Origin of the sequence: Bradyrhizobium sp. MOS003, assembly GCF_003020125.1 — a bacterium.
GTDB lineage: Bacteria > Pseudomonadota > Alphaproteobacteria > Rhizobiales > Xanthobacteraceae > Bradyrhizobium.
This window is the reverse complement of the sequence record NZ_PYFW01000001.1, coordinates 1,755,453-1,781,035: the sequence shown is the minus strand read 5'-3', so window position 1 is coordinate 1,781,035 and position 25,583 is coordinate 1,755,453. Positions and strand designations below refer to the sequence as shown.

General features: G+C 65.3%; 22 protein-coding genes. 9 read left to right on the top strand and 13 right to left on the bottom strand.

Annotated features, from left to right (window positions below):
* Nucleotides 1-4: 4 nt before the first annotated feature.
* Nucleotides 5-1,738 carry an FAD-dependent oxidoreductase gene (locus C7G42_RS08635; protein ID WP_106948499.1) on the top strand — a complete coding sequence of 578 codons (1,734 nt, stop codon included), beginning with the start codon at nucleotides 5-7 and terminating at the stop codon, nucleotides 1,736-1,738.
* A 15-nt stretch (nucleotides 1,739-1,753) separates the two neighbouring features.
* A complete protein-coding gene (locus C7G42_RS08630) occupies nucleotides 1,754-2,548 on the top strand; it encodes an IclR family transcriptional regulator (protein WP_106948498.1) in 795 nt (264 codons plus the stop codon).
* A 5-nt stretch (nucleotides 2,549-2,553) separates the two neighbouring features.
* Here the strand turns inward: C7G42_RS08630 and C7G42_RS08625 are convergent, their stop codons facing one another.
* From C7G42_RS08625 to C7G42_RS08610, 4 genes are read right to left on the bottom strand one after another with little or no spacing between them, the layout of a single operon-like run.
* Nucleotides 2,554-3,333 (bottom strand): SDR family NAD(P)-dependent oxidoreductase, encoded by a 780-nt coding sequence (locus tag C7G42_RS08625; RefSeq protein ID WP_106948497.1) that lies wholly within the window; start codon nucleotides 3,331-3,333, stop codon nucleotides 2,554-2,556.
* 38 nt (nucleotides 3,334-3,371) lie between these two features.
* Nucleotides 3,372-4,115 carry an aspartate/glutamate racemase family protein gene (locus C7G42_RS08620; protein WP_106948496.1) on the bottom strand — a complete coding sequence of 248 codons (744 nt, stop codon included), beginning with the start codon at nucleotides 4,113-4,115 and terminating at the stop codon, nucleotides 3,372-3,374.
* A 9-nt stretch (nucleotides 4,116-4,124) separates the two neighbouring features.
* Entirely contained in the window at nucleotides 4,125-5,390 is a 1,266-nt protein-coding gene (locus C7G42_RS08615; protein ID WP_106948495.1) for an NAD(P)/FAD-dependent oxidoreductase, read from the bottom strand.
* Between the two features lie 3 nt (nucleotides 5,391-5,393).
* Entirely contained in the window at nucleotides 5,394-7,055 is a 1,662-nt protein-coding gene (locus tag C7G42_RS08610) for a thiamine pyrophosphate-binding protein (RefSeq protein WP_106948494.1), read from the bottom strand.
* A 1,206-nt stretch (nucleotides 7,056-8,261) separates the two neighbouring features.
* On the opposite strand from C7G42_RS08610, the gene C7G42_RS08605 reads away from it, so the two are divergent.
* Entirely contained in the window at nucleotides 8,262-8,957 is a 696-nt protein-coding gene (locus C7G42_RS08605; RefSeq protein ID WP_106948493.1) for an aspartate/glutamate racemase family protein, read from the top strand.
* 158 nt (nucleotides 8,958-9,115) lie between these two features.
* Here the strand turns inward: C7G42_RS08605 and uxuA are convergent, their stop codons facing one another.
* The 6 genes from uxuA to C7G42_RS08575 all read right to left on the bottom strand — a co-directional run bounded on the left by uxuA (nucleotide 9,116) and on the right by C7G42_RS08575 (nucleotide 15,465).
* Nucleotides 9,116-10,306 carry a mannonate dehydratase gene (uxuA, locus tag C7G42_RS08600; RefSeq protein ID WP_106948492.1) on the bottom strand — a complete coding sequence of 397 codons (1,191 nt, stop codon included), beginning with the start codon at nucleotides 10,304-10,306 and terminating at the stop codon, nucleotides 9,116-9,118.
* A 12-nt stretch (nucleotides 10,307-10,318) separates the two neighbouring features.
* Nucleotides 10,319-11,368: an L-idonate 5-dehydrogenase gene (locus tag C7G42_RS08595; RefSeq protein ID WP_106948491.1), complete on the bottom strand. Its 1,050-nt coding sequence runs from the start codon at nucleotides 11,366-11,368 to the stop codon at nucleotides 10,319-10,321.
* Nucleotides 11,365-12,771 (bottom strand): TRAP transporter large permease, encoded by a 1,407-nt coding sequence (locus C7G42_RS08590; protein ID WP_106948490.1) that lies wholly within the window; start codon nucleotides 12,769-12,771, stop codon nucleotides 11,365-11,367. Before C7G42_RS08590 ends, C7G42_RS08595 begins: the two co-directional genes overlap by 4 nt.
* Nucleotides 12,772-12,775: 4 nt before the next feature.
* Nucleotides 12,776-13,354 (bottom strand): TRAP transporter small permease, encoded by a 579-nt coding sequence (locus tag C7G42_RS08585; RefSeq protein WP_106948489.1) that lies wholly within the window; start codon nucleotides 13,352-13,354, stop codon nucleotides 12,776-12,778.
* 245 nt (nucleotides 13,355-13,599) lie between these two features.
* The gene (locus tag C7G42_RS08580; protein ID WP_199580710.1) at nucleotides 13,600-14,577 is read right to left on the bottom strand and encodes a sialic acid TRAP transporter substrate-binding protein SiaP; all 978 of its coding nucleotides are present in this window, start codon (nucleotides 14,575-14,577) and stop codon (nucleotides 13,600-13,602) included.
* Nucleotides 14,578-14,646: 69 nt separating this feature from the next.
* Nucleotides 14,647-15,465 carry a FadR/GntR family transcriptional regulator gene (locus C7G42_RS08575; protein WP_106948487.1) on the bottom strand — a complete coding sequence of 273 codons (819 nt, stop codon included), beginning with the start codon at nucleotides 15,463-15,465 and terminating at the stop codon, nucleotides 14,647-14,649.
* A 143-nt stretch (nucleotides 15,466-15,608) separates the two neighbouring features.
* Between C7G42_RS08575 and C7G42_RS08570 the strand changes: the two genes are divergently transcribed.
* Both C7G42_RS08570 and C7G42_RS08565 read left to right on the top strand, forming a co-directional pair.
* Nucleotides 15,609-17,093 (top strand): mannitol dehydrogenase family protein, encoded by a 1,485-nt coding sequence (locus C7G42_RS08570; protein ID WP_106948486.1) that lies wholly within the window; start codon nucleotides 15,609-15,611, stop codon nucleotides 17,091-17,093.
* 98 nt (nucleotides 17,094-17,191) lie between these two features.
* Nucleotides 17,192-17,599, top strand: coding sequence for a nuclear transport factor 2 family protein (locus C7G42_RS08565; RefSeq protein ID WP_106948485.1), 408 nt, complete (start codon nucleotides 17,192-17,194; stop codon nucleotides 17,597-17,599).
* A gap of 24 nt (nucleotides 17,600-17,623) precedes the next feature.
* Here the strand turns inward: C7G42_RS08565 and C7G42_RS08560 are convergent, their stop codons facing one another.
* Nucleotides 17,624-18,370 carry an HAD family hydrolase gene (locus C7G42_RS08560; protein WP_106948906.1) on the bottom strand — a complete coding sequence of 249 codons (747 nt, stop codon included), beginning with the start codon at nucleotides 18,368-18,370 and terminating at the stop codon, nucleotides 17,624-17,626.
* Nucleotides 18,371-18,512: 142 nt separating this feature from the next.
* Here C7G42_RS08560 and C7G42_RS08555 point away from each other — a divergent pair, with 142 nt between their 5' ends.
* Together C7G42_RS08555 and C7G42_RS08550 are read left to right on the top strand one after the other, a co-directional pair.
* Complete coding sequence (locus tag C7G42_RS08555) at nucleotides 18,513-19,355, top strand: SDR family oxidoreductase (RefSeq protein WP_106948484.1); 843 nt, start codon at nucleotides 18,513-18,515, stop codon at nucleotides 19,353-19,355.
* A gap of 118 nt (nucleotides 19,356-19,473) precedes the next feature.
* A complete protein-coding gene (locus C7G42_RS08550; RefSeq protein WP_106948483.1) occupies nucleotides 19,474-20,742 on the top strand; it encodes a serine hydrolase domain-containing protein in 1,269 nt (422 codons plus the stop codon).
* A 62-nt stretch (nucleotides 20,743-20,804) separates the two neighbouring features.
* Here C7G42_RS08550 and C7G42_RS08545 read toward each other — a convergent pair whose 3' ends face one another.
* Nucleotides 20,805-21,692, bottom strand: a complete 888-nt coding sequence (locus tag C7G42_RS08545; protein WP_106948482.1) for a dienelactone hydrolase family protein — start codon at nucleotides 21,690-21,692, stop codon at nucleotides 20,805-20,807.
* A gap of 716 nt (nucleotides 21,693-22,408) precedes the next feature.
* Here C7G42_RS08545 and C7G42_RS08540 point away from each other — a divergent pair.
* Complete coding sequence (locus tag C7G42_RS08540) at nucleotides 22,409-22,987, top strand: MarR family winged helix-turn-helix transcriptional regulator (protein WP_106948481.1); 579 nt, start codon at nucleotides 22,409-22,411, stop codon at nucleotides 22,985-22,987.
* 14 nt (nucleotides 22,988-23,001) lie between these two features.
* Here the strand turns inward: C7G42_RS08540 and C7G42_RS08535 are convergent, their stop codons facing one another.
* Nucleotides 23,002-23,952, bottom strand: a complete 951-nt coding sequence (locus C7G42_RS08535) for a hypothetical protein (protein WP_106948480.1) — start codon at nucleotides 23,950-23,952, stop codon at nucleotides 23,002-23,004.
* A gap of 816 nt (nucleotides 23,953-24,768) precedes the next feature.
* On the opposite strand from C7G42_RS08535, the gene C7G42_RS08525 reads away from it, so the two are divergent.
* Complete coding sequence (locus C7G42_RS08525; protein ID WP_199580708.1) at nucleotides 24,769-25,539, top strand: response regulator transcription factor; 771 nt, start codon at nucleotides 24,769-24,771, stop codon at nucleotides 25,537-25,539.
* The last annotated feature ends 44 nt before the right edge of the window (nucleotides 25,540-25,583 follow it).

Below are 25,583 nucleotides of genomic sequence, written 5' to 3'. Positions count from 1 at the left end.
TGACATGACCGGCAACGCGCACGACGCAAGCGAAACATACGAGTGCGACGTGCTCGTGGCCGGATCGGGTTGCTCCGGCATGTCGGCCGCGATCACTGCGCGCCATCGCGGTCTCGACGTGCTGATCGTCGAGAAGGAGCCGCGCTTCGGCGGCACCACCGCCCGCTCCGGCGGCTGGCTGTGGATCCCCGGCACGTCGCTGGCGAAGGTTTACGGCATCGCGGAAACGCCGGAGCAGGCCCGCACCTATCTGCGGCATGAGGCCGGTAACAATTACGACGCTGCGCGCGTCGATGCATTCCTCAGTGCCGGCCCCGAGGCGGTCGATTTCTTCACCAGCAAGACCGCGCTGCGCTTCGACATGCCGCTGGTGTTTCCCGACTATCACGCGGAGGCGCCCGGCGGCGCACAGGGCGGCCGCTCCATGGTGACGCGCCCGTTCGACGGCCGCGAGCTCGGCGACCTCGTCAAGACGCTGGGCATGCCGCTGCCCGAGCTCACCGTGTTCGGCATGATGCTGGGAAGCGGCAAGGAGATCATCCATTTCATGCGGGTGACGAAGTCGCTGACATCGGCGGTCTACGTCGCCAAGCGCCTGTCGCGGCACCTGATGGACGTGCTGCGCTATGGCCGCGGCATGACGTTGACCAACGGCAATGCGCTCGCCGGGCGCCTCGCGAAATCCGCGCTCGACCTGAAGATTCCGATGTGGCTGTCCTCGCCCGTGCGCGAGCTGACGGTCGAGAACGGCACCGTGACCGGAGCCATCGTGTCGCGCGAGGGACGCGACGTGCGCGTCCGCGCGCGGCAGGGCGTCGTGCTGGCCTGCGGCGGCTTCCCGCATGATGTCGAACGGCGCAGAAAGATGTTTCCGCACGCGCCGACCGGCAACGAGCATTTCTCGCCCGGCCCGACCGGCAACACCGGCGACGGCCTGCGTCTGGCGGAATCCGCCGGCGGACATGTCGAAGATCGCCTGCCGAACGCGGCGGCCTGGGTGCCGGTGTCGCTGACCACGCGCAAGGACGGCACGAAGGGCGTGATGCCGCATTTCATCGACCGCGCCAAGCCCGGCGTGATCGCGGTGATGCGCGACGGCCGACGCTTTGCCAATGAGGGCAATTCCTATCACGACTTCGTCCAGGCCATGGTCAAGTCCGCCAAGCCCGGCGAAGAGATCGCGGCCTATCTCGTCTGCGATCACCCGACGCTGCGCAAATACGGCCTCGGCTGCGTGCCGCCCTTCCCGATGCCGCTGGGTCATCACCTCAAGTCCGGCTATCTCATGCGCGGCGACACGCTGGAGGCGCTGGCGGCGAAGGCCGGTATCGACGCCAACGCCTTCGTGGAGACAGTCAGGCAATTCAACGCGACGGCGCCGCTGGGACACGACGCCGCCTTTGGCAAGGGCTCGAAGGCCTATAACCGCTACCAGGGCGACGCGATGCACGGCCCCAACCCTTGCGTTGCGCCGCTCGAAAACGGGCCGTTCTATGCCATCAAGATGGTGATCGGCGACCTCGGCACCTATGCCGGCATCGTCACCGACGAGAACGCGCGCGCGCTCGACGCCGAGGGCCGCGTGATTCCCGGCCTCTATGCCGCCGGCAACGACATGGCGAGCATCATGGGCGGCAATTATCCCGGCGCCGGCATCACGCTTGGGCCGGCGCTGACCTTCGGCTACATTGCCGGTCGTCATCTCGCCGACAGCGCCGCAAAGCGCAGCGCGGCGTAGCGCAATCGGAGGCGCATGAAGAGAGAGAGCCGCGGCATCCAGTCGATCGAGGTCGGCGGCGAACTGCTCCGGGCGCTCGCCCGCAGCGGCGAGCCGATGATGCTGCGCGATCTCGCGCGCGAGGCCGGCATGTCGCCGGCCAAGGCGCATCCCTATCTCGCCAGCTTCTCCCGCATCGGGCTGATCGAGCAGGACGAGACCACCGGCCGCTACGAGATCGGCGCGCTGGCCTTGGAGCTCGGCCTGATCAGCCTGCGTCGGCTCTCCGGCGTGCGCATCGCAAGGCCGAAGATCGCCGCGCTCGCAAGTCAGATCGGACACGCCGTGTCTCTCGCCGTGTGGGGCACGCACGGCCCGACCGTGGTGCAGCTCGAAGAGCCGGCCCAGCCCGTCCACATCGTGATGCGCGCGGGCTCGGTGATGGCGCTGCTCGAGACCGCAACCGGCCGGGCCTTTGCGGCCTTCCTGCCGGAAAAGACGATCAACGCCGCGCTCGAGAGCGGACTCGATCGTCACGGCGTCGGCTACAATCCCAAGCGCATCTTGAAGGGCACCAAGCTCGCCGAGATGCTCGCCGAGGTCCGCAAGCACGGACTCGCCCGCGCGCTCGGCGATCCCCTGCCGGGCGTCAACGCGTTCTCGGCGCCGGTGTTCGACCATTCCGGCCATGTCGCGCTGGTCATCACCGCGATGGGCCCGGAAGGCACGTTCGATGCGCGCTGGGACAGCCCGATCGCGCATGCCTTGCGGGACTGTGCGGGCGGGATTTCGAAGCGGCTCGGTTACGGCATGACGATCGCGGCGGAGTGAGAGCCCTACTTCTCTTTCACCGGCACCGTGTAGTTGAGGACTAATCGCCCGCCATCCGGATAGATCGTCTGCCCGGTGATGTAGGAGGCATCGTCGCTGGCCAGGAACGCGACCACCGACGCCACCTCGCTCGGCTCGCCGCCGCGGCCGGCCGGCGTGCGGGACATCACGGTCCTGCGGGCGTCCTCGGAGGTGTAGATCGACGACGCCACCATGTCGGTCAGGATCGTGCCCGGCCCGACCGCGACGACGCGGATGTCGTGCGGGGCGAGTGCGACGGCGGCGACCGAGGTGAGCTGCTTCATGCCGCCCTTGGACATCGCGTAGGTCGCCAGCGCGGGGATCGCGAGCAGCGCATTCACAGAGGACATGTTGATGATGACCCCGCCGCCGCCTTGCGCGATCATCTGCCTGGCCGCGGCCTGGACGCCGAAGAACGCGCCCTTCAAGTTGATGCCGATGATCTCGTCGAATTCCTCTTCGGTGATCTCCAGAATGTCGCGATTGCGGGCGACGCCGGCATTGTTGACCATGATGTCGAGCCGGCCGAACTCCTTCACGGCGGTGGCGACGAGCTGATCGACGTCGGCGCGCCTGGCGACGTTGCCGACGACGGTGCGCAAGGCATCGGGATGTCCGAGCTCGGCGGCAGTGGCGGCGAGGCCGTCGGCATCGACGTCCGAGATCATGACCTTGACGCCATCATCGAGGAATCTCTTCGCACAGGCCTTGCCGATGCCGCGCGCCGCGCCGGTGATGGCGGCGACCTTTCCGGATAGCTTCATGGGGTCACTCCAGGAATTGGAACGATGTCACCGTCGAGTTACGTGAATACGCGCGGGCGCAAGCCCGCATGAAACCAGGTGATCATGGAATAGATGTCGTAGACGGGCAATCCGACCTCAGCTTGAAGCGCTGCCGCATAAGGCGGCATGTTGGTGCATTCCAGCACGATCGCGCCGACATTGGGATTTTTCGCCACGAGTTCCTGGCCCGCCTCGACCACGTCACGCTCGGCCTGCGCGATATCCATGTCGTCCTTCTCGGCCTTGATCAGCACGCGGAAGAATTCCTTGCCGTGCTCGGTGCCGACCAGCGGTGTGTCGAGCGGCACCCCGGCGCCTTCCAGATGGGCCGGCGTCAAGGTCGAGCCCGACACGGTCACGAGGCCGACGCGCTTGCCCGGCGGTAGGGTCGCCTGCACCCACGGCACCTGCATCAGCGACGAGGTCGCAACGGGAACGCCGACGGCCTCGGCGATCTCCTTCTGGAACAGCGAGAGGAAGCCGCAATTGGTGGTGATGGCTTCCGCGCCCAGCCGCACCAGATCTTTGGCCGCATCGATGAAGTCGGGCAGCAGGCCGGCCGCACCCTTCAGCACCACCTTCTCCGGCGAAGCGCCGCTCACTACGCGATACAGCACCGGGAATGGCCAGGTCGTGCCGTTGCCCATGTCGCCGGGAATGCGGGGGAAGCGCGCTTCCAGCATCAAGATGCCGAGCGGCGCGCCATAGATGGCCTTGCCGCCGCGGGCAATGCGTAGAGGGGAGTTGGCTGAAATGGTCATGCTGCGACCTCAGAGGAAACGTTCAGGCGCAAACGGCGCCAGCGGAATCTCCGGCGGCTTGCCGCTGAGGAGCTGGGCAACGAGCCGGCCGGTACGGGCCGAACCGACCAGGCCGACATGGCCGTGGCCGAAGGCATAGACGATGTCGCGCGAGGCGCGCGCATGGCCGATGCAGGGAATGCCATCCGGCATGCTCGGCCGGTGCCCGAACCAGGTCTTGATACGCGAGGCTGGAATGTCCTTCGGCAGTTTTGGAAACATGCTGATGAGATGATCCCGCAGGATCTCGGCACGCTTCCAGTTCGGCGCGGCCTCAAGGCCCGCGATCTCGACGGTGCCGGCGGCGCGCAGGCCCTTGTTGGTCCAGTTCACCACCATCTTTGCATCCGACGCCATCATCGAGCTGCGCGGACCCGATTCCGGATGCTCGATCATGACGTGATAGCCGCGCTCGGTCTCCAGCGGCAGTGAATCCCCGACCGATGCGGTGAGCCGTTTTGAATGCGCGCCGGCGGCGACGACCGCGGCGTCGCAAGCGATCTCGCCGGTCTCGGTAACGACGGCGACGAGCTTGTCACCATTCAGCCTCAAGCCGGTCGCCTTGGCGCGCACGTGCTTGGCACCGCCGGCTATCGCATGGTTGGCGAGCGCTGCGACATACGCGCCGGGATCGCGGCAGCGTCCGGCCTCTTCCACCACCACGCCGAAGGTATAGCGCGGATGCAGATCGGGCTCACGCTGACGCATCTCGTCGGCGTTGAGCTCCATCCACTCCACGCCGACCTTCTTGCGCAGGCGCCAGCCGAGATCGTTGTCGAAATTGCCGCGCGACGGAAACACATGCATGACGCCGTTGCGCTCAATCAACTCAGGTACGCCGGCTTCCTCGGCGAGCGTCCGGTGCAGCAGCGGCGCGTCCTTCAACAGGTCGCGCAGCGCAAAGGCGGTCCTCTCGACCCGCGCCTCGGTCCAGCCTGCGAGCAGATATTTGACCAGCCAGGGCAGCGCCGTCGGCAAATACGACCAGCGGATTGCCAGCGGCCCGAGCGGGTCCATCAGATATCCCGGCACCTTCTTCCAGATGCCCGGCTCGGCCGGCGGGATCACCGAATGCGACGACAGCCAGCCGGCATTGCCATAGCTCGCCGCCTGTTCGCCTCCGGGCTCGCCCGGGTCGATCAGCGTGACGCGGTGGCCTTCGCGCAGCGCCTCGATGGCGCTGATCACACCGACCGCGCCGGCACCGATGATGGCGACGTGGCGGCTTCCTGACATCGCCTAGGCCTTCACCGCCGGCGCAAAATCCTTGCCGACCGAGATTGCCCTGGGATCGATGATGCAGTGAAGGATCGATGGCTTTCCCGAGGCCAGCGCACGCTCGAAGGCGGGTGCGAATTCTTCGGTGCGCTCGACGCGCTCGCCATGGCCGCCGAACGCCTTCGCGTACATCGCGAAATCAGGGTTCTTGAGCTGGGTGCCGACGACGCGGCCGGGATAGTCGCGCTCCTGGTGCATGCGGATGGTGCCGTATTGCGAATTGTCGACGACGATCACGACCAGCGGCGCGTCGTACTGCACGGCGGTCGCGAATTCCTGGCCGTTCATCAGGAAGCAACCGTCACCGGCGAAGGCGACGACAGTGCGATCCGGATATTGCCGCTTCGCAAGCACCGCCGCCGGCACGCCATAGCCCATCGAGCCCGAAGTCGGTGCCAGCTGCGAGGCAAAGCTGTGGAAGCGGTGATGACGATGGATCCAGCCGGCATAATTGCCGGCGCCGTTGCAGACGATGGCGTCCTTCGGCAGGCGGTCGCGCAGCCAGGTCATGACCTGACCGTACTGGAACGTGCCCGGCAGCTCGCGCGCCTTCTCGGTCCAGGCGAGATAATCGGCATGCGCCTTGGCAGCCTCGCCCTTCCAGGCCACCGCGCTCGACGGCTTCAGCGTCTCGACGGCGGCGGCGAAAGCGGCAGGCGTCGCCTGGATCGCGAGCGTCGGCTGATAGACGCGGCCGAGCTCTTCGGAGCCCGGATGGACGTGGATCAGCTTCTGCTGCGGGTTCGGAATGTCGAGCAGCGTATAGGACGAGGACGGCATCTCCGACATGCGGCCGCCGATGAGAAGAACGACATCGGCATTGTCGATGCGCGCCTTCAGGCCCGGGCTCGGCCCGATGCCGAGATCGCCGGCATAGTGCGAATGATCGGCGTCGATCAGCGAGGCACGGCGGAACGAGGTCGCGACCGGCAGGTCGAAACGCTCGGCAAAGCAGGCGATGCTCCTGGTGGCTTCATCGCTCCAGCGCGAGCCGCCGAGGATGACGAGCGGCGCCTTGGCGCTCGCGAGCATTGCGCCAAGCTTGTCGATATCGGCCGGCGCCGGCCAGCTCACGGCCGGCTCGATGCGCATGGCGTCGGCAACGGCGGCGGTCTCGGTCAGCATGTTCTCGGGAAGTGCGATCACCACGGGACCGGGGCGGCCCTGCATGGCGACGCGGAAGGCGCGCGCCACCAGCTCTGGAATGCGATCGGGGCGATCGATCTCGACCGTCCATTTCGTCATGGTGCCGAACACCGCCTTGTAGTCGAGCTCCTGGAACGCCTCGCGCTCGCGCATGCCGGTATCGACCTGGCCGACGAACAGGATCATCGGCGTCGAATCCTGCATCGCGATGTGGACGCCGTGGCTGGCATTGGTCGCGCCGGGGCCACGGGTGACGAAGCAGATGCCGGGCCGGCCCGTGAGCTTGCCATAGGCCTCCGCCATCATCGCAGCACCACCCTCGGCCCGGCAGATCATGACGTCGATCGGGCTGTCATGCAGCGCATCGAGCGCGGCGAGATAGCTCTCGCCCGGCACGCAGGTGACGCGCTCGACGCCTTGGGCGACGAGCTGATCAATCAGGATCTGGCCCCCGGTGCGGGTGTTGCGGATGGTCATGTCGGCTCCCTCAGGGGTCTGGCGATGCGTCTTTATTCGGAGACTGCGTAGGACAGGCCGAGAGGGCGCGCAAGATCGAAAGGCCCTGGTAGCCTGCGCAGAGGTCATGCCCGTCGGTACCGTTTGCACGACCGCCCATTCGCGATGATATGACGGCGAGCGATCGAGCGCAGCCCCCGGCGAGATGGGCCCCGGCTCTCCCCACTCGTCATTGCGAGGAGCCCCCGCAACGAAGCAATCCAGAATCCCCCCGCGACAAAGACTTTGGATTGCCTCGTCGCTTCGCTCCTCGCAATGACGGAGCATGTGGCTTGGTGCGTCTCTCTCGGGTCCCGGACGCGCTGCAACGCCCTTCGCGTTGCTGCGCAGAACCGGGACCCAGAATGCAACGGGGTTTGCTGCTGCATGGGCCCCGGCTCGCAGCGCACCGCTAAAGCAGCGCTGCGCTGCATCCGGGGCACGACCTCTGTCCGATAGACACACCTTGACCTTCTCGCGGCGCTTCCGCCCGAGTTTTGCTGTCCGCTTCACGCCCTCTTCGAAGAAAGGGCGCAGGGAAGGCCGGGTGCCGGCTGGCACCCGCAAGACCCCCGTGCGAATATATTGCACACGCAATGCACGAGGGAGACACAGGGCAGCCGATCATCCGGCCTTCCCTGCGCGATGTTTGACGGCGTATGGCGCGCTCTCCCCGGAGACGAATTCCTGCTTGCCTCCGTCACCCCGCGAATTGACGGCGCGCGTTGCCCGGTTGGGCTTGGCGCACCTCCGCAAGGCTTGGCTGTAGCAACGACAGCCGGGACCACGCGATTTGGCGTACGCTTCAAGCGCCGTTCGTCCGCACGAAGCCTGGAGCTCACGGGGTTCATCCCGCCCTGCTCCCACCTCTCGTGCACGACGCTGCCGCGTCCACCGCTCCCCGATCCGCGGCTCGTGACGACGTACGACCGCCCCTTTCGCCGGATCAGGATGGCCGACACATACGCCGAAACCAAATTTCGGTAAAGTGGAATATTTTCGCACGCGTGGATTGACAGCGGGCGACACAGCCGCGATGGCCCAGGCCGGATGGAGCGCCAGCGCCATCCGGGACGGTGGGAGATGCCGATTAAGCGGCGCCGGCTGCGCTGCGCGCATGAGGGCCTCGCTATTGAGCCTGGTCGTTTTGGTCTACGATGCGTCAAACACATCGTCGAGGACACCGGAATGCAAACCATCGGCCTGATCGGGGGCATGAGCTGGGAGAGCACGGCGCTTTATTACAAGCTGATCAACGAGCGGGTCCGCGATCGCATGGGTAAGCTGCACTCTGCCCCGCTGTTGCTGTATTCCTACGATTTCGAGGAAATCAAGCAGATGCAGTATGCCGGCCGCTGGAGCGAGGCGGCAGCCAGCCTGGCGGAGGTCGCGCGCCGTCTCGAAAGCGCCGGCGCACGGGCGATCGTGCTGTGCACGAACACGATGCACAAATTGGCACCCGACATCATCGCCAGCGTGACCGTGCCGTTCATCCACCTTGGCGACGCGACGGCGCAGCGGATCCGGGCGAAAGGGTACCGGCGGGTCGGGCTGCTCGGCACCAAATTCACGATGGAGGAGGACTTCTACATCGACCGGCTGCGTGCGCATGATCTCGACGTGCTGGTTCCTCCCACCGAGGCGCGCGCCGACGTGAACCGCATCATCTACGACGAGCTTTGTCTTGGCGTTGTCGCCGATCCTTCCCGCCGCCGCTATCGGGAGGTGATGGCGGCGCTGGTCGCCTCCGGCGCGGAGTGCATCATCCTCGGCTGCACCGAGATCACGATGCTGGTCGGCCCTGACGACACCTCCGTCGAGACCTTCGACACCACGGCCATTCACGCCGAGGCGGCCGCCGATTTCTCGATTGGGCATCTCTGAATCGAGGGCGGTCGGTCACCGAGCGGCGGCCTTCGCGTGATGGCCCTTTTCCTCCACGTCATTGCGAGCGCAGCGAAGCAATCCAGAATCCCTCCGCGGAAAGACCCTGGATTGCTTCGCTGCGCTCGCAATGACGATATGGATGGAGCAGTGCCCCCCTACCGATGCTCGATCGCGCGAATCGCGCCGCGGAGCTCGGCGAGGCCGCGGAGGCGGCCGATCGCGGTGTAGCCGGGGTTGGTGCGCTTGGTCGCGGCGAGGTCGTCGAGCATGCGGTGGCCGTGGTCGGGACGGAAGACGATCTGCTTGTCGGGCGCCCGCCGCGCGTTCTCCTTCAGCAACGCCTTGAGCACCGCGACCATGTCGACGTCGCCGTCGAGATGATCGGATTCGTAGAACGACAGCCCGTCGGCCTCGCGCTTGGTCGCGCGCAGATGGGCGAACGCGATGCGGGGGCCGAAGCGTTCGGCCATTTCGGGCAGATTGTTTTCGGCGCGCACGCCGAGCGAGCCCGTGCACAGGCATATGCCGTTGGCCTTGGACGGCACGGCGTCGAACAGCGCCTGATAATCGTCCGCCGAGGAGGCAATGCGGGGCAGACCGAACAGGGGACGCGGCGGATCGTCCGGATGCAGGGTCAAGGACACCCCGAGCTGCTCGGCCACCGGCGTCACGCGCGCGAGGAATTCGGCGAGATGCTGCCGCAGGATATTTCGCGTGATGTCGCGATAGGTTTCGAGTCGGTCGCGGAATTGCGGGATGGTCATCGGCTCGGTGGTCGAGCCCGGCAGCGCACTGGCAATGACCATGACGAGATAGTCGATATCGGCCTGGCTCATCTGCTCGAATAGCGCCTTGGCGCGGGCCTGCTGCTCGGGCGAGTATTCCTGAGCTGCCGCCGGGCGCTTCAGGATATGCAGCTCGAAGGCCGCAAAGCGGTCCTGGTCGAAGCGCATGGCGCGGGCGCCGTTCGGCAGCTCCCATTCAAGATCGGTGCGGCACCAGTCCACCACCGGCATGAAATTGTAGCAGATGATCTTGATGCCGGAAGCCGCGACGGCTTCGAGGCTCGCGATCCAGGCCTCGATCGACCTGGTCGCCTTGCCGCCGAGCCGCTTGACGTCGTCGGGGATCGGAATCGATTCCACCACCGACCAGGTCAGCTGCGAGCGGCCGGGCTGGCCGTTCTCGATGAAGTTCTTGCGCTCCTCGACCGCCTTGCGCGTCCAGGCTTCGCCGATCGGCACCTGATGTAGCGCCGAGACAATGTCGGTCGCGCCGGCCTGCCTGACGTCGTCGAGCGAGACCGGATCGTCGGGACCGTACCAGCGCCATCCCTCCAGCATCATGGATCTCTCCCTTCAATTCGCGGTCAGCACGACCTTGACGCTCTGCGAGCGGTCGAGCGCCAGCCGCAGCGCGTCCGGCGCGGTCGACAGCGGACGCTCGGCCGTGACCAGCGACAACACGTCGACGCTGCCGTTGGCGATCAACTCCACGGCCGTCGCGAATTCGAAGCCGAAGCGGAACGAGCCGCGCAGGTCGATCTCCTTGGCCATCACCGCATTCGACGGCGTCGGGATCTGGCCGCCCGGCAGATTGCCGATCTGCACCACCACGCCGCCCCGCCTGACGATTCCGATGGCGCTGGCAAGGCCGGCCGCCGTGCCCGAGACCTCGAACGCGACGTCGTAAGGGCGCGTCGCCGCCTGCGCCTTCAGCCCCTCTTCGCCGGCCGAGACGTTCTCGACATGGGAGGCGCCGAGCCGGGTCGCAAACGCCAGCGGTGCCGGCGCGATGTCGGCGACCGTGATGTCGGCCATGCCGGCGCGCCGCGCGGCGAGCATGGTCAAAAGCCCGATCGGGCCGGCGCCGAAGATGATGCCGCGCTTGCCCTCGATGTTGCCGGCGCGCGCGACCGCGTGCAGGCAGACCGCCAGCGGCTCGGCCAGCGCCGCGGCCTGGTAGGAGACGTGATCCGGGATCTTCACGCACTGCGCGGGGATAGCATCGAAGTAATTGGCAAAGCCGCCCTGCATGTGCGGCGTCTTCGAGGCCGAGCCCATGAAGTAGATGTTCTCGCACAGGTTCGGCCGGCCCTCGCGGCAGGCGACGCAATGACCGCACCAGCGCGACGGATTGACGGCGACCCGGTCGCCGACTTTCAGATTGGCGGCAGCGCCCGAAATTTCCACGACCTCGCCCGAGATCTCATGTCCGAGCACCAGCGGCCACTTCACCACGAAATCGCCGGTCCGGGCGTGGCGGAAGTAATGCATGTCCGAGCCGCAGATGCCGCCGGCGCCGAAGCGGATGCGCACCATGCCCTGACCAAGCTTATCGAGCGGATGCTCGACCATGCGCAGATCTTCGGGCCCGAACAGGGTGGCGGCGAGAGCTGTGGAGGTCATTTGGAGAGTCCCATGTATTTTGGCAGCCAGAGGGTCAGTTCGGGAATGTAGGTGATCGCGATCAGCGCCAGCATCAGCGGCACCAGCCAGGGCAGGATCGCGACCGTGGTGCGCTCGACCGAGAGTTTTGCGACACGCGCGAGCACGAACAGCACCATGCCGAGCGGCGGATGCAGCAGGCCGATCATCAGGTTCAGCGTCATGATCAGGCCGAAATGAATCGGATCGATGCCGAGCTTGAGCACGATCGGCAGCAGGATCGGCACCAGGATGGTGATCGCCGCCGTGGTGTCGATGAAGCAGCCGACGAACAGGATCAGCACGTTGGCGAGCGCCAGGAACACCCATTTGTTTTGGGTGACGCTGAGCATCCAGTCCGACAGCGTCTGCGCCGCCTGCGACACAGTCAGCAGCCAGGCAAAGATCGAGGCCGCGGTTACGATGAACAGCACCGAGGCCGTGGTCTCGATGGTGTCGAACGTCGCCTTGGCGACGGTCTGCAGCGTCATGGTGCGGTAGCGGACGAGGCCGAGGAACAGCGACCAGATCACCGCGGCAACCGCGGCTTCCGTCGGCGTGAACCAGCCCAGCGTCATGCCGCCGATCAGGATCACCGGCGCCATCAGCGCCATCACCGCGGAGAAGTCGAAATACCAGTCGATCACCAGCAACGTGCCGAGGCCAATCACGACGGCGACGTTGACCGAGAGGCCGGCCAGCACCATCAGCCAGATCGCCATCGGGAAGGACAGCACGACCAGGATCTCGAGCCCGGCCGAGCCGAGCTGCGGCCAGGAGAACGGCGTGTCGCTGCCCCATTTGTTCTTGTGCGCGAAGTAGGTGACGGTCGCCATCATGAACAGCGTCAGCACGATGCCCGGAATGACGCCGCCCAGAAACAGCGCGCCGATCGAGACATTCGCCATCATGCCGTAGATCACGAAGGGCAGCGACGGCGGGATGATCGGCCCGAGCGTCGCCGAGGCCGCGGTGACCCCGACCGAGAACTCGGTGGAATAGCCGTGGTCCTTCATCGCCTTGATCTCGATGGTGCCGAGGCCGGCGGCGTCCGCGATCGCGGTGCCGGACATGCCGGAGAAGATCACCGAGCCGATGATGTTGACGTGGCCGAGGCCGCCGCGCATCCACCCGACCAGCGCGACGGCGAATTTGTAGATCCGCCCGGTGACGCCAGCAATGTTCATGAGATTGCCGGCCAGGATGAAGAACGGCACGGCAAGCAAAGGAAAACTCTCCACGCCGGCGATCATGCGCTGCGCCAGCGTGACGTCGGGCGTCACGCCGCTGACCAGGATGTAGAGCAGCGACGACGCGGCCATGGCGATCGCCACGGGAACGCCGAGCAGCATCAGGACGAGGAAGCCTCCGAGCAACAGCAGCATGATGTCAAATCTCCGATCCGTCGTAGGCGCCGGGTCGTTCGAGGACCGAGTAGCCTTGCCGCCAGTGTTGCAGCGCTGCCTGCAACGAACGCAGGAACATCAGCACGAAGCCGAACAGCACGGCGTAATAGACGTAGTTCTTGGGAAAATTGATCGTCGTCATCTGCTCGTCGCCGATGATCTGGATGTAGACCCAGACCAGCTTGACGGCGTAGCCGAAGAAGGCAATCCGGATCAGGTCGATCAATGTCGACAGCACGCGCCCCACGGGTTGGGGCAGATAGCGGTAGAGGAGATCGACCTGGATGTGTCGCGACAGCCGCACGCACATCGAGGCGCCGATGAACACCACGCCGATCAGGCAATAGGTCGCGATCTCCTCGGTCCAGGCGTAGCTGTCGTTGAGCACGTAGCGGGTGAAGAACTGGAGGAAGACGGCGAGCGCCATCACCCAGAAGATCGCAAGCGCCACCCAGTCCTCGAACGCGTAGATGCCGAGGTCGACCTTCGGCGTCGCCTCCTCCTCGAAGGTATGGGCGATCTCGTCCGCGGTGATCTGCCGGTGTAGTTCGGCGGTGGACATGGGGGACTCCTTAGCAAACACGTCGTTCCGGGATGATGCGTAGCGCCAGACCCGGAACCCAAAGAAAATTCGACTGCGTCAGACTTGCTCCGCTTCTCATCCTGAGGAGCTTGCGAAGCAAGCGTCTCGAAGGATGGCCCCGGGCGACATAGGGGCCTTCATGGTTCGCCCGGCGATGCGAAGCATCGTCTGGAGCGCGTTCCGCGCTCCTCACCATGAGGATCTGATAGCGGAGCAAGCGTCAGTCACTTCACCGCCTGGATCTTTTCCCAGTCGGCCTTGCGATAACCGAAGGTCTCGAACGCGACGTTCTTCAGCACGGTGTCGCGGAACTCGTTCTTGTCGACCTCGGTCACGCTCAGGCCCTTCTCCTTGAAGAAGGCGACCAGCTTGGCCTCGTTCTGCTTGATCTCGCCCGTGGCCTTGGCGGCGGCTTCCTGCGCCACGTCGGTGAAGATCTTCTTGTCCTCGTCGCTGAGCTTCTTCCACAGCGCGCCCGCCACCACCGTGTTGAGGTGATCGACGATGTGGCCGGTCAGCACGATGTGCTTCTGCACCTCGTAGAACTTCTTGGCCTCGATCGTGGTCAGCGGGTTCTCCTGCGCCTCGACGGTGCCGTTCTGGAGCGCGAGATAGACTTCGGCGAAGGCGATCGGCGCGGTGTTGGCGCCGCAGGCGCGCGGCATCGCGAGATAGGCCGGAACGTCGGGCACGCGGATCTTCAGGCCCTTCATGTCGGCGCAGGTCTTGATCGGCTTGTTCGACGAGGTCTGGCGCACGCCGTAATAGGTCACCGCGACGATGTGGTGGCCGCTCTTGTCCTCATAACCCTTGGCGAGTTCCTTGAAGATGTCGCTCTTGGTGTAGGCGAGCAGATGGTCGGCATCGCGGAAGGTGTAGGGATAATAGGTCACGCCGATCGGCGGGAAGCTCTTGGCCGCGAAGCTCGAGCCGGAGATGATGATGTCGACCGAGCCGAGCGACAGGCCCTGGTTGATGTCGGCTTCCTTGCCGAGCTGCGAAGCCGGATAGACGTCGATCGCATAGCGCCCGTTGGTGCGCTTGCCGATCTCCTGCGCGGCCCACACCGAGGCGGTGTGGAACGGCTCCGAGGTCTCGTAAACATGAGCCCATTTGAGCTTGGTCTGCGCCATGGCGGCCTGGGTGGCGGCCAACAGCGCGGCGGCGGACATCACCGCGGCAATCGTCGTTTTCTTCAACATCGACTTTTCCTCCATCGTTCAAGTCTGCTTCTTGTTCACCCGCCCCGACTGGAAGCGGGCCGTACAATCTCATCGCCGCCGCGCGCTGCCGCTCCTGGCCCGCTTCTTCTTCGACGCCGGTTTCGCCTTCGATGGCTTGGCCGGCGCGCGCGCCGGCCGGCTCCGCCCCGAAGACGATATCGCTGCTGTCTCGGCGCCGAAATTCTGCGCGAAGCGCTCCTGCGACCGCACCAGATGGGCGCGCATCGCCTCGCGCGCGGCTTGCGGATCGTGCGCCGCGATCGCCTCGCGCACGGCGCGATGCTCATCGAGCGCGGTGCGCCAGGTGCCCGGACTTTCGAAATAATGCGCAAGCTGCGCGAAATAGGGATTGAGGCGCTGGTCGAACAGCTCGCCGACCACCCGCACCAGCACGGCATTGCCGAGGCTTCCCGCGATCGCGACGTGGAACGCGCGGTCGTGCACCATCGAGGCTTCGCCGGGATGCGCGACATTCTCCATTGCGAGCAGCGAAGCGTCGATGCGGGCGATATCGTCTTTGGTCGCAACGCGCGCGGCCTGCTCGGCAATGGCGCTTTCGAGGAATTCGCGGGCGCGCAGCAGCTCGAACGGGCCTTCAATGACAGCGGCGGCAGGCACGGCCATTGCCGGAGCGGCGGGCTCGATTACATAGATGCCGGAGCCGACGCGAATGCGCAGGCGGCCCTCGACCTCGAGCGCGATCAGGGCTTCGCGCACCGTCGGCCGCGAGATCTTCAGCTGCTCGGCAAGCTCGCGCTCGGTCGGCAAGCGGCTGCCGACCGCGTACTCGCCGCTGTCGATCAGGCTTCGCAATTGATCGGCGACCTGGCGATAAAGCCGTCTCGCCTCCACAGCTTCCAGCGGCACGCTGGTCCTCCCGAAAGGGTCACGCCGGGCACTCGAATGCCGGCGGCCCGCCAATTTTTGGAAAATTGGTCTTACCAATTGACCGGAGCATTGACCGAGGAGGAGCGCCATGTCAAGCAGCCGCAAAACAAGGGGAGACGTCCATGGGCCCAAGTTCAACGCGCCTTGGCCTTGCCACTCTCGACCGGCTGCCACGCAGCGTCCGCCGCCCGGCCTACGACCGTTCGCGCGTCACGCCCGGCATGGTGCATCTCGGCCTCGGCGCGTTTCATCGCGCGCATCAGGCCGTCGTCATCGACGATTGCCTCGCGGCAGGCGCCGCATCCTGGGGCATCGTCGGCGCCAGCCTGCGCAGCCCGGATACGCGCGACGCGCTCGCCCCACAGGATCACCTCTACACGGTTGCCGTGCGTGCGGCCGAGGGCACCGAGCACCGCGTGATCGGCGCGCTGCTCGACAGCGTCGTCGCGCGCGAAAACCCGGCAGCGCTGGTCGAGCGGATGGCGGATCCCGCCATTCGCATCGTCTCGCTCACCGTGACCGAGAAGGGCTATTGCCACACGCCGCAGACCGGCGATCTCGACGAGCGGCATCCTGACGTGGTGCACGACCTCAACAATTTCGACGCGCCGCGCTCGGCGCCCGGCTTCATCGTCGCGGCGCTGGCGCGGCGGCGCGCGATGGGCGCCCTGCCCTTCACCGTGATGTGCTGCGACAACCTGGCCGCCAACGGCCACACCGTGCAGCGCATCGTGACTCAATTCGCCGCGCTCCGCTCCAGGGACCTCGGCAAGTGGATCGCGGACAATGCAGCCTTCCCTTCCACAATGGTCGACCGCATCGTGCCGGAGACGACGGATGGCGATCGCGATGCGGTCGCCAACGCGCTGGGCTCGCGCGACGCCTGGCCTGTGATGACCGAGCCATTCACGCAATGGGTGGTGGAGGATCGCTTCACCGCAGGCCGGCCGGATCTCGCCGCCGCCGGTGTCGAGCTCGTCACCGACGTCAAGCCGTTCGAGCTGATGAAGCTGCGGCTGCTCAACGCCAGCCATTCCGCGTTGGCCTATCTCGGTTACCTCTCGGGCTACGAGACCATTGCCGACACCATGCGGGATCCGCACTTCGCGCGTCTCGCCGCACAGGTGATGGAAGATGCCGCAGTGACGCTGACGATGCCGGCAGGTACGGACCTCGCCGCCTATCGCGCCTCGCTGCTCGAGCGCTTCGCCAATCCGGCGCTGCATCACCGCACCTGGCAGATCGCGATGGACGGCTCGCAAAAGCTGCCGCAGCGCCTGCTCGGCGCAATGCAGGACCGCCTCGCCAGGGGCCTGCCGATCGCGACGCATGCACTCGCGGTGGCCGGCTGGATGCGCTATGTCAGCGGCCTCGACGAGCAGGGCCGCGCCATCGACGTGCGCGATCCCCTTGCCGCCGAGTTTGCCGCGCTGGCGCGCGAGGCCGGGCCCGTTGCGGAGCGGCTCGCGCCCGCGTTGCTCGGGGTTCAGACGGTATTCGGACCGCTCGGGTCGGAGCCGCGCCTGCGCGAGGCCGTGACCACGGCGCTCGCCTGTCTCTACCGGGATGGTGCGCGGCGGGCCGTTGAGACGCTGGTCTCGGCCTGAACATTAATCAGGCAATGCTGCACTGCGGTCCAAATCGGACACAAAGTCGAACGGAAGTCGCGCTTGATTTTTGCCTGTCCTTGCCCCACCCGAGAGCGATGGCAAAGGACAGCAAGATCATCGCCGCAAACGCGGCCTTTTACGCCGCGTTTTCGACCGGCGATTTCGACGGCATGGAACGGATGTGGGCGGCCGACGACGCCATTTCCTGCATCCATCCCGGTTGGCCGGCCATCATCGGCCGCGCCACCGTGATCGGAAGCTGGCGTGACATCCTGCAGAACCCGGAGCGTCCTCAGATCCTCTGCGCCGAGCCGCAGGTCATCGTCGACGGCGATAGCGCCCGCGTGCTCTGCATCGAGATCGTCGACGGCACCGCTCTGGCCGCCGCGAACCATTTCCGCCGCGTCGGCGACGAGTGGCGCCTGGTGCACCACCAGTCGAGCCCGATCGCGCAGATTGTCGAGCAGGCTGAGGACGATAGAGCGAGCCACCGGGTGCACTGACCGCCGCTGACAGGCCGGCGTGATCTACTGTGCATGGGGTTGTTTTGCCACTTTTGGGTTGGCGGCAAGTTCCGACAAGTCGTCCAGCACGCACCCCGCCGCGGAAAAATCGTCATCCGCAAAGAACATGCTGCGGGTGATCAGCACCGGAATGCCGGCGCGCGAGGCCGCAATCAGCCCATTGGCGGAATCCTCGATGGCGAGGCAGTCAGCCGCGCCCAGCTTCAGCCGAGCCAGCGTTTCGACGTAGACGTCCGGCGCGGGTTTCTTGTGCCTGACGTCGTCGCCAGCGACGATGGCGTCGAACCCTGTAGCCCAGCCCGGCCCCAGCGCCTGCGACAACAGCGCATCGATATTGCCGTGCGAGGTCGTGGTCGCAATCGCAAGCCGCTGGCCGCGCGCCTTCGCCGCATCGAGCACCTCGATCACGCCCGGCCTGAGGGGGCAGCAGCCGGTCTCGATCAACCCGGCGTAATGCGCGGTCTTGATGCGGTGAAGTTCCGTGATGTCCGCGTCCGACAGCGGCGGGGCGATTCCGAGCCTTGCGTGATAGGCGCGCATGCGCTCCTTGCCGCCGGTTATCCGCAGCAGGTCCTTGTAGAGGGCGCGGTCCCACTGCCAGTCGAGACCGTGGCGGGCGAAGGCATGGTTGAAGGCCTGCCGATGCAGCTCCTCGGTCTCGGCCAGCGTGCCGTCGACGTCGAAGATCAGCGCGGCGGCGCGCCGGATCAGTTCGTCCGCCGGCGCCAAGGCGAGCGCCTCCGCTTGCATGATCGGTGCCTCCCTGTGACAGCCAAACATCGCCCGGGGCAGGAGGCGAGACAAATCGCAATATCTTTTGCCGGACCCAAAAATCTCTTATGAGCAAAGGACGCGCAGCTCGCGCGGGAACTTCGACCTGCGCGGGAGACGCATGCGGCTCTTCATCCTCGGCCTCGGCTACAGCGCCCGGCACTTTGTCCGCCGGTTCGGCGGCAGCTTCTCGCATATCGCCGGCACCGTGCGCGATCCCGCAAAGCGGGATGACCTCACCGGCATCGAGATGCACGCCTTTTCCGGCGGATCCCCCGCACGCGATACGGCCGAACAGGTTCGTGACGCCGACGTGCTTCTGGTGTCGATTCCGCCCGGCAGCGGCGGCGATCCCGCCATCGCGGCGTTCGGCGACGTGCTGGCGGCGGGCCGCCGCAAGATCGTCTATCTCTCGACCATCGGCGTCTACGGCGACCACGACGGCGGCTGGGTCGACGAGAGCACCCCGCCGCAGTCGACCCTCGACCGCGCCCGCATGCGGATTACCGCCGAGCAGGCCTGGATGGACATTGGCGATCCCGCGATCCTGCGGCTTGCCGGCATCTACGGCCCCGGCCGCAACGCGCTGGCGACGCTGCGGGCGGGAACGGCCCGGCGCATCATCAAGCCCGGCCAGGTCTTCAACCGCATCCATGTCGACGATATCGCGGGCGCGATCATGGCCGCCATTCAACACGGAAGCGGCGGCATCTGGAACGTCTGCGACGACGAGCCGGCGCCGCCGCAGGATGTGATCGCCTATGCGGCTGAGCTGATGGGCGTTGCGCCGCCGCTCGAAGAGGATTTCGCGACGGCCGAGATGTCGGCGATGGCGCGCAGCTTCTATTCCAGCAGCGCCCGCGTTTCCAATGCGAAACTGAAGCGCGAGCTCGGCGTCGCACTCCTTCACCCGACCTATCGGCACGGGCTCGATGCGCTGTGGCGCGCAGGCGAAGCACGATAGGTTCCGGCATCTCCGACGCGTCCCAGACATGCCGCGCCCGCGCTTGACTTCGCGCCGGTGCAGTCGTGATCTAGGTCCAGCGAGCCACTCTCACAACGAGCTCGCGGGGGAGGACATCATGAACAAGACGATCGCTGTGATCGCGGCGGCGGCGGCCGTCATCACATTCGGCACGGCCAACGCCGCGCCGCTGCCCGAAGCCAAACCCGACGACGTCGGTTTCTCCAGTCAGGGCCTTGCGCGCCTCGACAATTTCTTCGCCCGCGAGATCGCCGCCAAGCGCGTCCCCGGTGCGGTCGTCGCCGTCGCACGCGACGGAAAGCTCGTGCACTACAAGGCCTACGGCATGCTTGATCCCGACAAGGGCACGCAGATGCCGGTCGATGCGATCTTCGCGCTGGCCTCGATGACCAAGCCGATGGCGGCGGTCGCGGGCCTGACACTGATGGAGCAGGGACGGCTGCCGCTCCAGGCCAAGCTGTCAAATTACTATCCCGGCTTTGCCGATATGAAGGTCGGTGTGACCGAGGCCAATGGTTCGCTCAAGCTGGAGCCGCAGGCCACGCCGATCTTCATCCACGATCTCTACCGGCACACCTCCGGATTGATGTATGGCGGTCGCCCGGATTCATCGAGCCCGGTGGCACGGCAATACCCTGATGGCACAGCGCCGGCGATCGAGGGTGATACCCAGACCTTCATCGACCGCATCACCAAGCTGCCGCTGGCGCATCAACCCTCGACCGAGTTCGAATACGGCTTTTCGATCGACGTGCTCGGCGCCGTCGTCGAGAAGGTGAGCGAGCAGAAGCTCGGCGAATATCTGGCCGCCAATGTCTGGCAGCCGCTCGGCATGAAGGATGCGACCTTCCACCCGACCGACGCGCAGCGCCCTCGCCTCGCCCGTCCGTTCGCCAAGGATCCGCTGACCGGCAAGCCGCAGGCAATCAAGCTGCTGGACACCCCGACCAAGTTCGATTGCGGCGGCGCGTGCTCGTTCGCGACGGTCGGCGACTACATCCGCTTCGGACAGATGCTGCTCAACGGCGGCGAGCTCGACGGCCAGCGCATCCTCGGTCCGAAGACCGTGCATCACATGACGACCAACCATCTCGGCCCCGAGATCAAGAACAACGTGGCCAATGTCGAGCCGCATCGCGCCGGCTTCGGCTTCGGCCTTTCAGTCGCGGTTCGGACCAGTGAGGGCCTGTCGTCGGTCCCCGGCAATCCCGGCGAGTTCACCTGGAACGGCGCCTACGGAACCCAGTTCTTCTGCGATCCGAAGGAGCGTCTCGTGGTCGTCGTGGGAACGGCCGCGCCCGGCGAGCTCAGAAAGTATCATCGCGAGCAGGTCCAGGACATCGTCTACGGCGCGATGACCAAGTGAGACGGGCTTGACCCAAAAGAGAAAGAGCGGCCGATCAGGCCGCCCTTTTGCTTGTCCAGGCGTCAGCTCAGGACGCCGTACTTCTTGAACCACGCCTCGGCCTGCTTCCAGGCATCTTCCGCGGCGTCCTTGCGGTAGCTGCCGCGGTAGTCGGCATGGAAACCGTGCGGCGCCTCCGGATAGATCTTGAATTCGGCCGTCTTCTTGTTCTCGGCCAGCGCGGCCTTCATCTGCTCGACCTGTGCGACGGGAATGCCGGTATCGGCACCGCCATAGAGGCCGAGCACCGGCGCTTTCATTTCGGGCGCGAGCTGCATCGGGCTCTTCGGCCAGAGCGGATTGGCGGGGTCGACCACCGTCCCGTAGAACGCCACGCCGGCCTTGAGCGTACCGCTGTGGGCGGCATATTCCCAGACCGTGCGGCCGCCACGGCAGAAGCCGATGATGCCGAGCCTGGCGGCGTCGCCGCCCTGCGATCCCGCCCACGCCGCCGTGGCGTCGAGATCGGACAACAGCTCGGCGTCCGGCTTGGCATTGACGACCGGCAAGAGGTCCTTGATGTCGGTGATCTTGGTGAGGTCGACGCCCTTGCGGAAATAATAGTCGGGCGCGACGGCGAACGCGCCGAGCTTTGCGAGGCGCCGCGTCACGTCCTTGATGTACTCATGCAGCCCGAAAATCTCCATCGCCACGATGATCACCGGCGCCTTGGTGTTGCCGGCGGGACGGGCAAAATAGGCGGGCATCTCTTCGGAGCCGACCTTGATCCTGGCGTCGCCGGCCTGCAGGCCATTGGTGTCGGTCGCGATCACCTCGGCGCGCACGGGCCCGGCCGCAAGCGTGTAGCCGGCGGCGACGGCCGCGGTGGCACTCATGAAACCGCGGCGCGAGACCGGGGCGATTTTCGTCAGCCCGACGACGTCCGAAGTCATGGTGGTTTCGAAGCTCATCAATCTATCCTTCCTGCTGCGCATGGTGCCCTCCCCGGGGCGACGCATTCGCCAATAATCGCCGGCGAAACGCAAATCACCAGCCTGCGAGCGCGCGCTTTCGGCCCGGGTCCCGCCATTGCTTCAGCGGCGCGCCTCGGCCTTCAGGCCCATCGCGACAAAGTCCGGCGACTGCGGGACGCAGGAGGCGACGGTGGCGGCCATTGCCGCACTTTGACGTTGCCGGCGCTGCTTGCGCGATGCCCAACAACACTTCTGGCATTCGGATCGCTGGCGTGCCGGACTTAACCGTCTAGCTGCACCGCATTGCAACATCCATTAACCGAAAAAACAGGGTTCTCTCCCGGCCGGCCGCACCGCCAGGTGCTGCAGGTGATGCACGTTCGACACGCTCACCCGCAACAAATGGATACCACAGCGGTCGCAACGACACATCATGTTGCTCGCACACCGCATATCATCGTCGATCGGGCGCAAGCCGTCGTGATTTTGATTGAAATTTTCAGAGGACTTGAGCCGCGCGATTTACTCGAACTTTCTTCGTGACGCCGTAGTTCCACGGCCGGAAGTTCCATCTCCGCAACAGAGAGCTTCTTCCCACGCGCGCTCCGCCATCCCGCAACGGACGAAGGGGCATGCGAGAACTTCATTCTCGTCCACACAGATTGCGCACCCGAAGGCTCAATTGAATAAAGTTTATCCGATCTGGAATTGAAATGAATTTGGCTCGCGAATCGATTGAACTGCTGGAACAGGTTGCACGAATCCTGTGGTTTGAAGGCACCAAGCACGGCTTGCGCGACCGCGAGTGGATGGCGCTGCGCTTCCTCTCCCGCGCCAACCGCTTTTCCCGGACGCCTTCGGCGCTCGCGAGCTACGTCGGCACCACGCGCGGGACCGCCTCGTTCATCATCGGGGAGCTCGAGCGGCTGGGCTATATCGAGCGAAAACGCTCGGCCACCGACAAGCGCTCGGTGATGCTGAGTGTGACGCAGCAGGGCAAGAAATTCCTGGTGCGCGATCCCGTCAACGTCCTGGTCGAGGCGATCGACGTCCTCGACGATGAGGTCAAGGTCCGCTTCCGCGACACGTTCCGTCACGTGCTGGATCAGTCGGACGCGGCCGAGCAGCGGCACCACACCGACGTCTGCAAGCGATGCATCTTCCTCCGGGAGGAGCGCACCGCCACCGACAGCAAGGCAGCGGCCGAGTTCAGTTGCCGCCTGTTTCGCTCGCCGATCGCTGAATCGGAGGTCGATTTGCTATGCACCAGCTTCGAGCATCACCGCCAATAGAGGACAGCCATCGATCAGGGCGCTGCCTTGCGTGACGAATAGATGACGCCGCCGCTCGCCTCCACCACCAGGCGCCCGTTCTCGCTCCTGATCTCCTCGATGCGGCCAAGGCCGGGCACCTGCTGTCCCAGCACCGCCTCGATGACGCCGTTCGGACCCTGCAGGATCGCAATGCCTTCATAGGCCTGGCGGACCGACCAACCCTTGATCACCTTGCGCGGCGCCGGCGCGCGCTCGGATGGAGACACCGAACCCGTGAACTCGGGCGCCGCCACCGAGGCCACCATCGCCCCTTGCTGTGGCGCGGGCTGCGATTGGACCATGGCCGGCGCCGGAGCCTGAACCTGCGCTTGAGCCAGCTTGTCGAGCTTCACCGTCGAGGACGAGCTCACTCGCTCGATACGATCCAAATTCTCGGCAAACCTGCCGAAACGGTCATTGGTCGCCTTGCTCGATTGATCCACCGCGGTGCGCAGGCCGTCGAGATTTTCCGACACGCCCGACACCTGCTTGCGCAGATGCGCGACGGTCTCGCGCAGATTCCTGATCTCCGTATTGGCTGCAACGTTGTTCTGAGCGGGCTGCGTGGTGAGATAGGCGATCACCCCGGTGCAGGCGCAAACCACCAACATGGCGGCGACCGCCAATGTTGCGAGCGGCACAACCCATGTCGGACGGGGCGGCGGGGGCTTGGCGACGATCATGGCCGGCTTGATCACGGTCGGCGCCGGCTTGGGGATCGCCATCTTGTCGAGACGCGCCTTGGCGCGAATGCGTTTCAGCCCCTCGAGTGCCTCCTTCGCGAGAACTTCGTCGCTCGCCGCGGCCGACACACGCTTTGCGCCCGCAGCAGGCTTGGTCGCTCGCGCCGTATCGTCCTTTGTCTCGCGTGCTTCGGGAGCCGGCTTCGCCGTTGCGGAAACATCAGCGGTCGCGCTGGGACGAGCTTGTCCATCGGACAACATGTGAGAATGCTCCGTTCGGTTCGATCTATCGAACGGACGTTATGTGCCCAAGCTTGCCTGAAACGTGCGCATCGAAAATCTTTCATCGCGCGCGATGCGACGTCACATCAGTCAACCGCGTCATGCACGTGGCGAGAGTGCGACTCGAAAGACACACACTCGCCAAGATTTCGCCAAGCTGGAGTCTCGCCGCCACACGTGAGTCGAATTGTCGCATGTGGAAAACCGCGCACGCGAGTCAATCCCGGGTTGAAAACCGCCTGAGATGCCTGATCCCCAGCACCACCTAAAATAGCTGTAATTGTACGGGGATGCGGAACCTTAGAACCGCGGGGTGCAAAACTAGTTTGGTTTCCGAAGCAACTGATGCGATTGAATATATCAAGAAACAACCAGAAACAAACCAACAGCATCAAGCACACGTAGCAAACGCTTTGTTACGCACGCTTGATCGGAAATCGGCAATTGTTACGGTCCTACTCAAGTGATTCTCGCCAGTTGGCGAGGAGATCGACAGAGATTCAGTAGCGTTCGGACGCGATGAGCAACTTGGCGCAACCGTTCTAGGTCGTTTCTCAATCCGCTCCGCGAGGTGATCCGTAAGACACCCGCCGGGCCTCACGCAGTAAGCGTTCAGTATCGAGTTGAAGTACCAGGCCTGCGAGACGCAGGCACTGAATGCGTAGGGCTGCCCGCGAATATCGAAACCATAACAACGGTTCGCGGGAAGGAATGTCGTCAAACAGCATCGTTGCCGAGCCGGGCATCATAACAACCATCCGGCCGCGACAGGTGCGAAACAGGGGCGAAAGACTGATGTATATTATCGTTGATGATCGCGAGAGCGTCGCGAACAGCTATGTCGGAGGGCTCGTTCGCGAAGGCGTATCGTCGATCGGCTTCTCCTCCGGGGAATTCTGGGACTGGCTGCAATCCGCGAGTGAATCGGATCTGGCAGCGGTGGACGCCTTCCTCCTCGGGGACTGCGATGCCCGGGGAAGCCTGCCGAGGGCGATGCGCAAGCGTTCCTCCGCGCCCATCATCGCCATGAGCGGCCAGAGGATGCTCAAGAACACGCTGGAGCTGTTCGAATCGGGCGTCGACGACGTCGTGCACGTGCCGATCCACCTGCGCGAGATCCTGGCCCGAACGGCCGCGATCGCGCGCCGCCGGGTGGGCGAATTGCCGAGGCCCTGCGAGAGCAGGATCCAGGTCTTCTTCAACGGCCGTGACCCCGAGATCGCGGGACACGCCCTCACCCTGCCCCGCCGCGAACTGCGCATTCTCGAATATATGGTCAGCAATCACGGCAAGTGGATCACCAAGACGCAGATCTTCAACGCGGTCTACGGCATCTTCGAGTCCACCTTCGACGAGAGCGTGATCGAGAGCCACGTCAGCAAGCTGCGCAAGAAGCTCCGCGACCGCCTCGGCTTCGACGCGATCGTGGCCCGGCGTTACGTCGGATACCGCCTCGACATCCCCGCCGGCGAGACCCTCGACGTGCCGATGCAGGAGCTCGACGAGGTCGGCATCCTCCTCAACAGGGCGCATGCCGTCCCGGCGGCCTACCCGGCCGGAAACTGACAAGCCTGCGGCGAAATCGACAACGGCCTCTGCGAAGCACCTTC

Bases quoted from the DNA above. Each gene is read 5' to 3' on its own strand.
- C7G42_RS08635 (WP_106948499.1), top strand. From the start codon at position 5: ATGACCGGCAACGCGCACGACGCAAGCGAAACATACGAGTGCGACGTG.
- C7G42_RS08630 (WP_106948498.1), top strand. From the start codon at position 1,754: ATGAAGAGAGAGAGCCGCGGCATCCAGTCGATCGAGGTCGGCGGCGAA.
- C7G42_RS08625 (WP_106948497.1), bottom strand. From the start codon at position 3,333: ATGAAGCTATCCGGAAAGGTCGCCGCCATCACCGGCGCGGCGCGCGGC.
- C7G42_RS08620 (WP_106948496.1), bottom strand. From the start codon at position 4,115: ATGACCATTTCAGCCAACTCCCCTCTACGCATTGCCCGCGGCGGCAAG.
- C7G42_RS08615 (WP_106948495.1), bottom strand. From the start codon at position 5,390: ATGTCAGGAAGCCGCCACGTCGCCATCATCGGTGCCGGCGCGGTCGGT.
- C7G42_RS08610 (WP_106948494.1), bottom strand. From the start codon at position 7,055: ATGACCATCCGCAACACCCGCACCGGGGGCCAGATCCTGATTGATCAG.
- C7G42_RS08605 (WP_106948493.1), top strand. From the start codon at position 8,262: ATGCAAACCATCGGCCTGATCGGGGGCATGAGCTGGGAGAGCACGGCG.
- uxuA (WP_106948492.1), bottom strand. From the start codon at position 10,306: ATGATGCTGGAGGGATGGCGCTGGTACGGTCCCGACGATCCGGTCTCG.
- C7G42_RS08595 (WP_106948491.1), bottom strand. From the start codon at position 11,368: ATGACCTCCACAGCTCTCGCCGCCACCCTGTTCGGGCCCGAAGATCTG.
- C7G42_RS08590 (WP_106948490.1), bottom strand. From the start codon at position 12,771: ATGCTGCTGTTGCTCGGAGGCTTCCTCGTCCTGATGCTGCTCGGCGTT.
- C7G42_RS08585 (WP_106948489.1), bottom strand. From the start codon at position 13,354: ATGTCCACCGCCGAACTACACCGGCAGATCACCGCGGACGAGATCGCC.
- C7G42_RS08580 (WP_199580710.1), bottom strand. From the start codon at position 14,577: ATGTTGAAGAAAACGACGATTGCCGCGGTGATGTCCGCCGCCGCGCTG.
- C7G42_RS08570 (WP_106948486.1), top strand. From the start codon at position 15,609: ATGGGCCCAAGTTCAACGCGCCTTGGCCTTGCCACTCTCGACCGGCTG.
- C7G42_RS08565 (WP_106948485.1), top strand. From the start codon at position 17,192: ATGGCAAAGGACAGCAAGATCATCGCCGCAAACGCGGCCTTTTACGCC.
- C7G42_RS08560 (WP_106948906.1), bottom strand. From the start codon at position 18,370: ATGCAAGCGGAGGCGCTCGCCTTGGCGCCGGCGGACGAACTGATCCGG.
- C7G42_RS08555 (WP_106948484.1), top strand. From the start codon at position 18,513: ATGCGGCTCTTCATCCTCGGCCTCGGCTACAGCGCCCGGCACTTTGTC.
- C7G42_RS08550 (WP_106948483.1), top strand. From the start codon at position 19,474: ATGAACAAGACGATCGCTGTGATCGCGGCGGCGGCGGCCGTCATCACA.
- C7G42_RS08545 (WP_106948482.1), bottom strand. From the start codon at position 21,692: ATGAGCTTCGAAACCACCATGACTTCGGACGTCGTCGGGCTGACGAAA.
- C7G42_RS08540 (WP_106948481.1), top strand. From the start codon at position 22,409: ATGAATTTGGCTCGCGAATCGATTGAACTGCTGGAACAGGTTGCACGA.
- C7G42_RS08535 (WP_106948480.1), bottom strand. From the start codon at position 23,952: ATGTTGTCCGATGGACAAGCTCGTCCCAGCGCGACCGCTGATGTTTCC.
- C7G42_RS08525 (WP_199580708.1), top strand. From the start codon at position 24,769: ATGTATATTATCGTTGATGATCGCGAGAGCGTCGCGAACAGCTATGTC.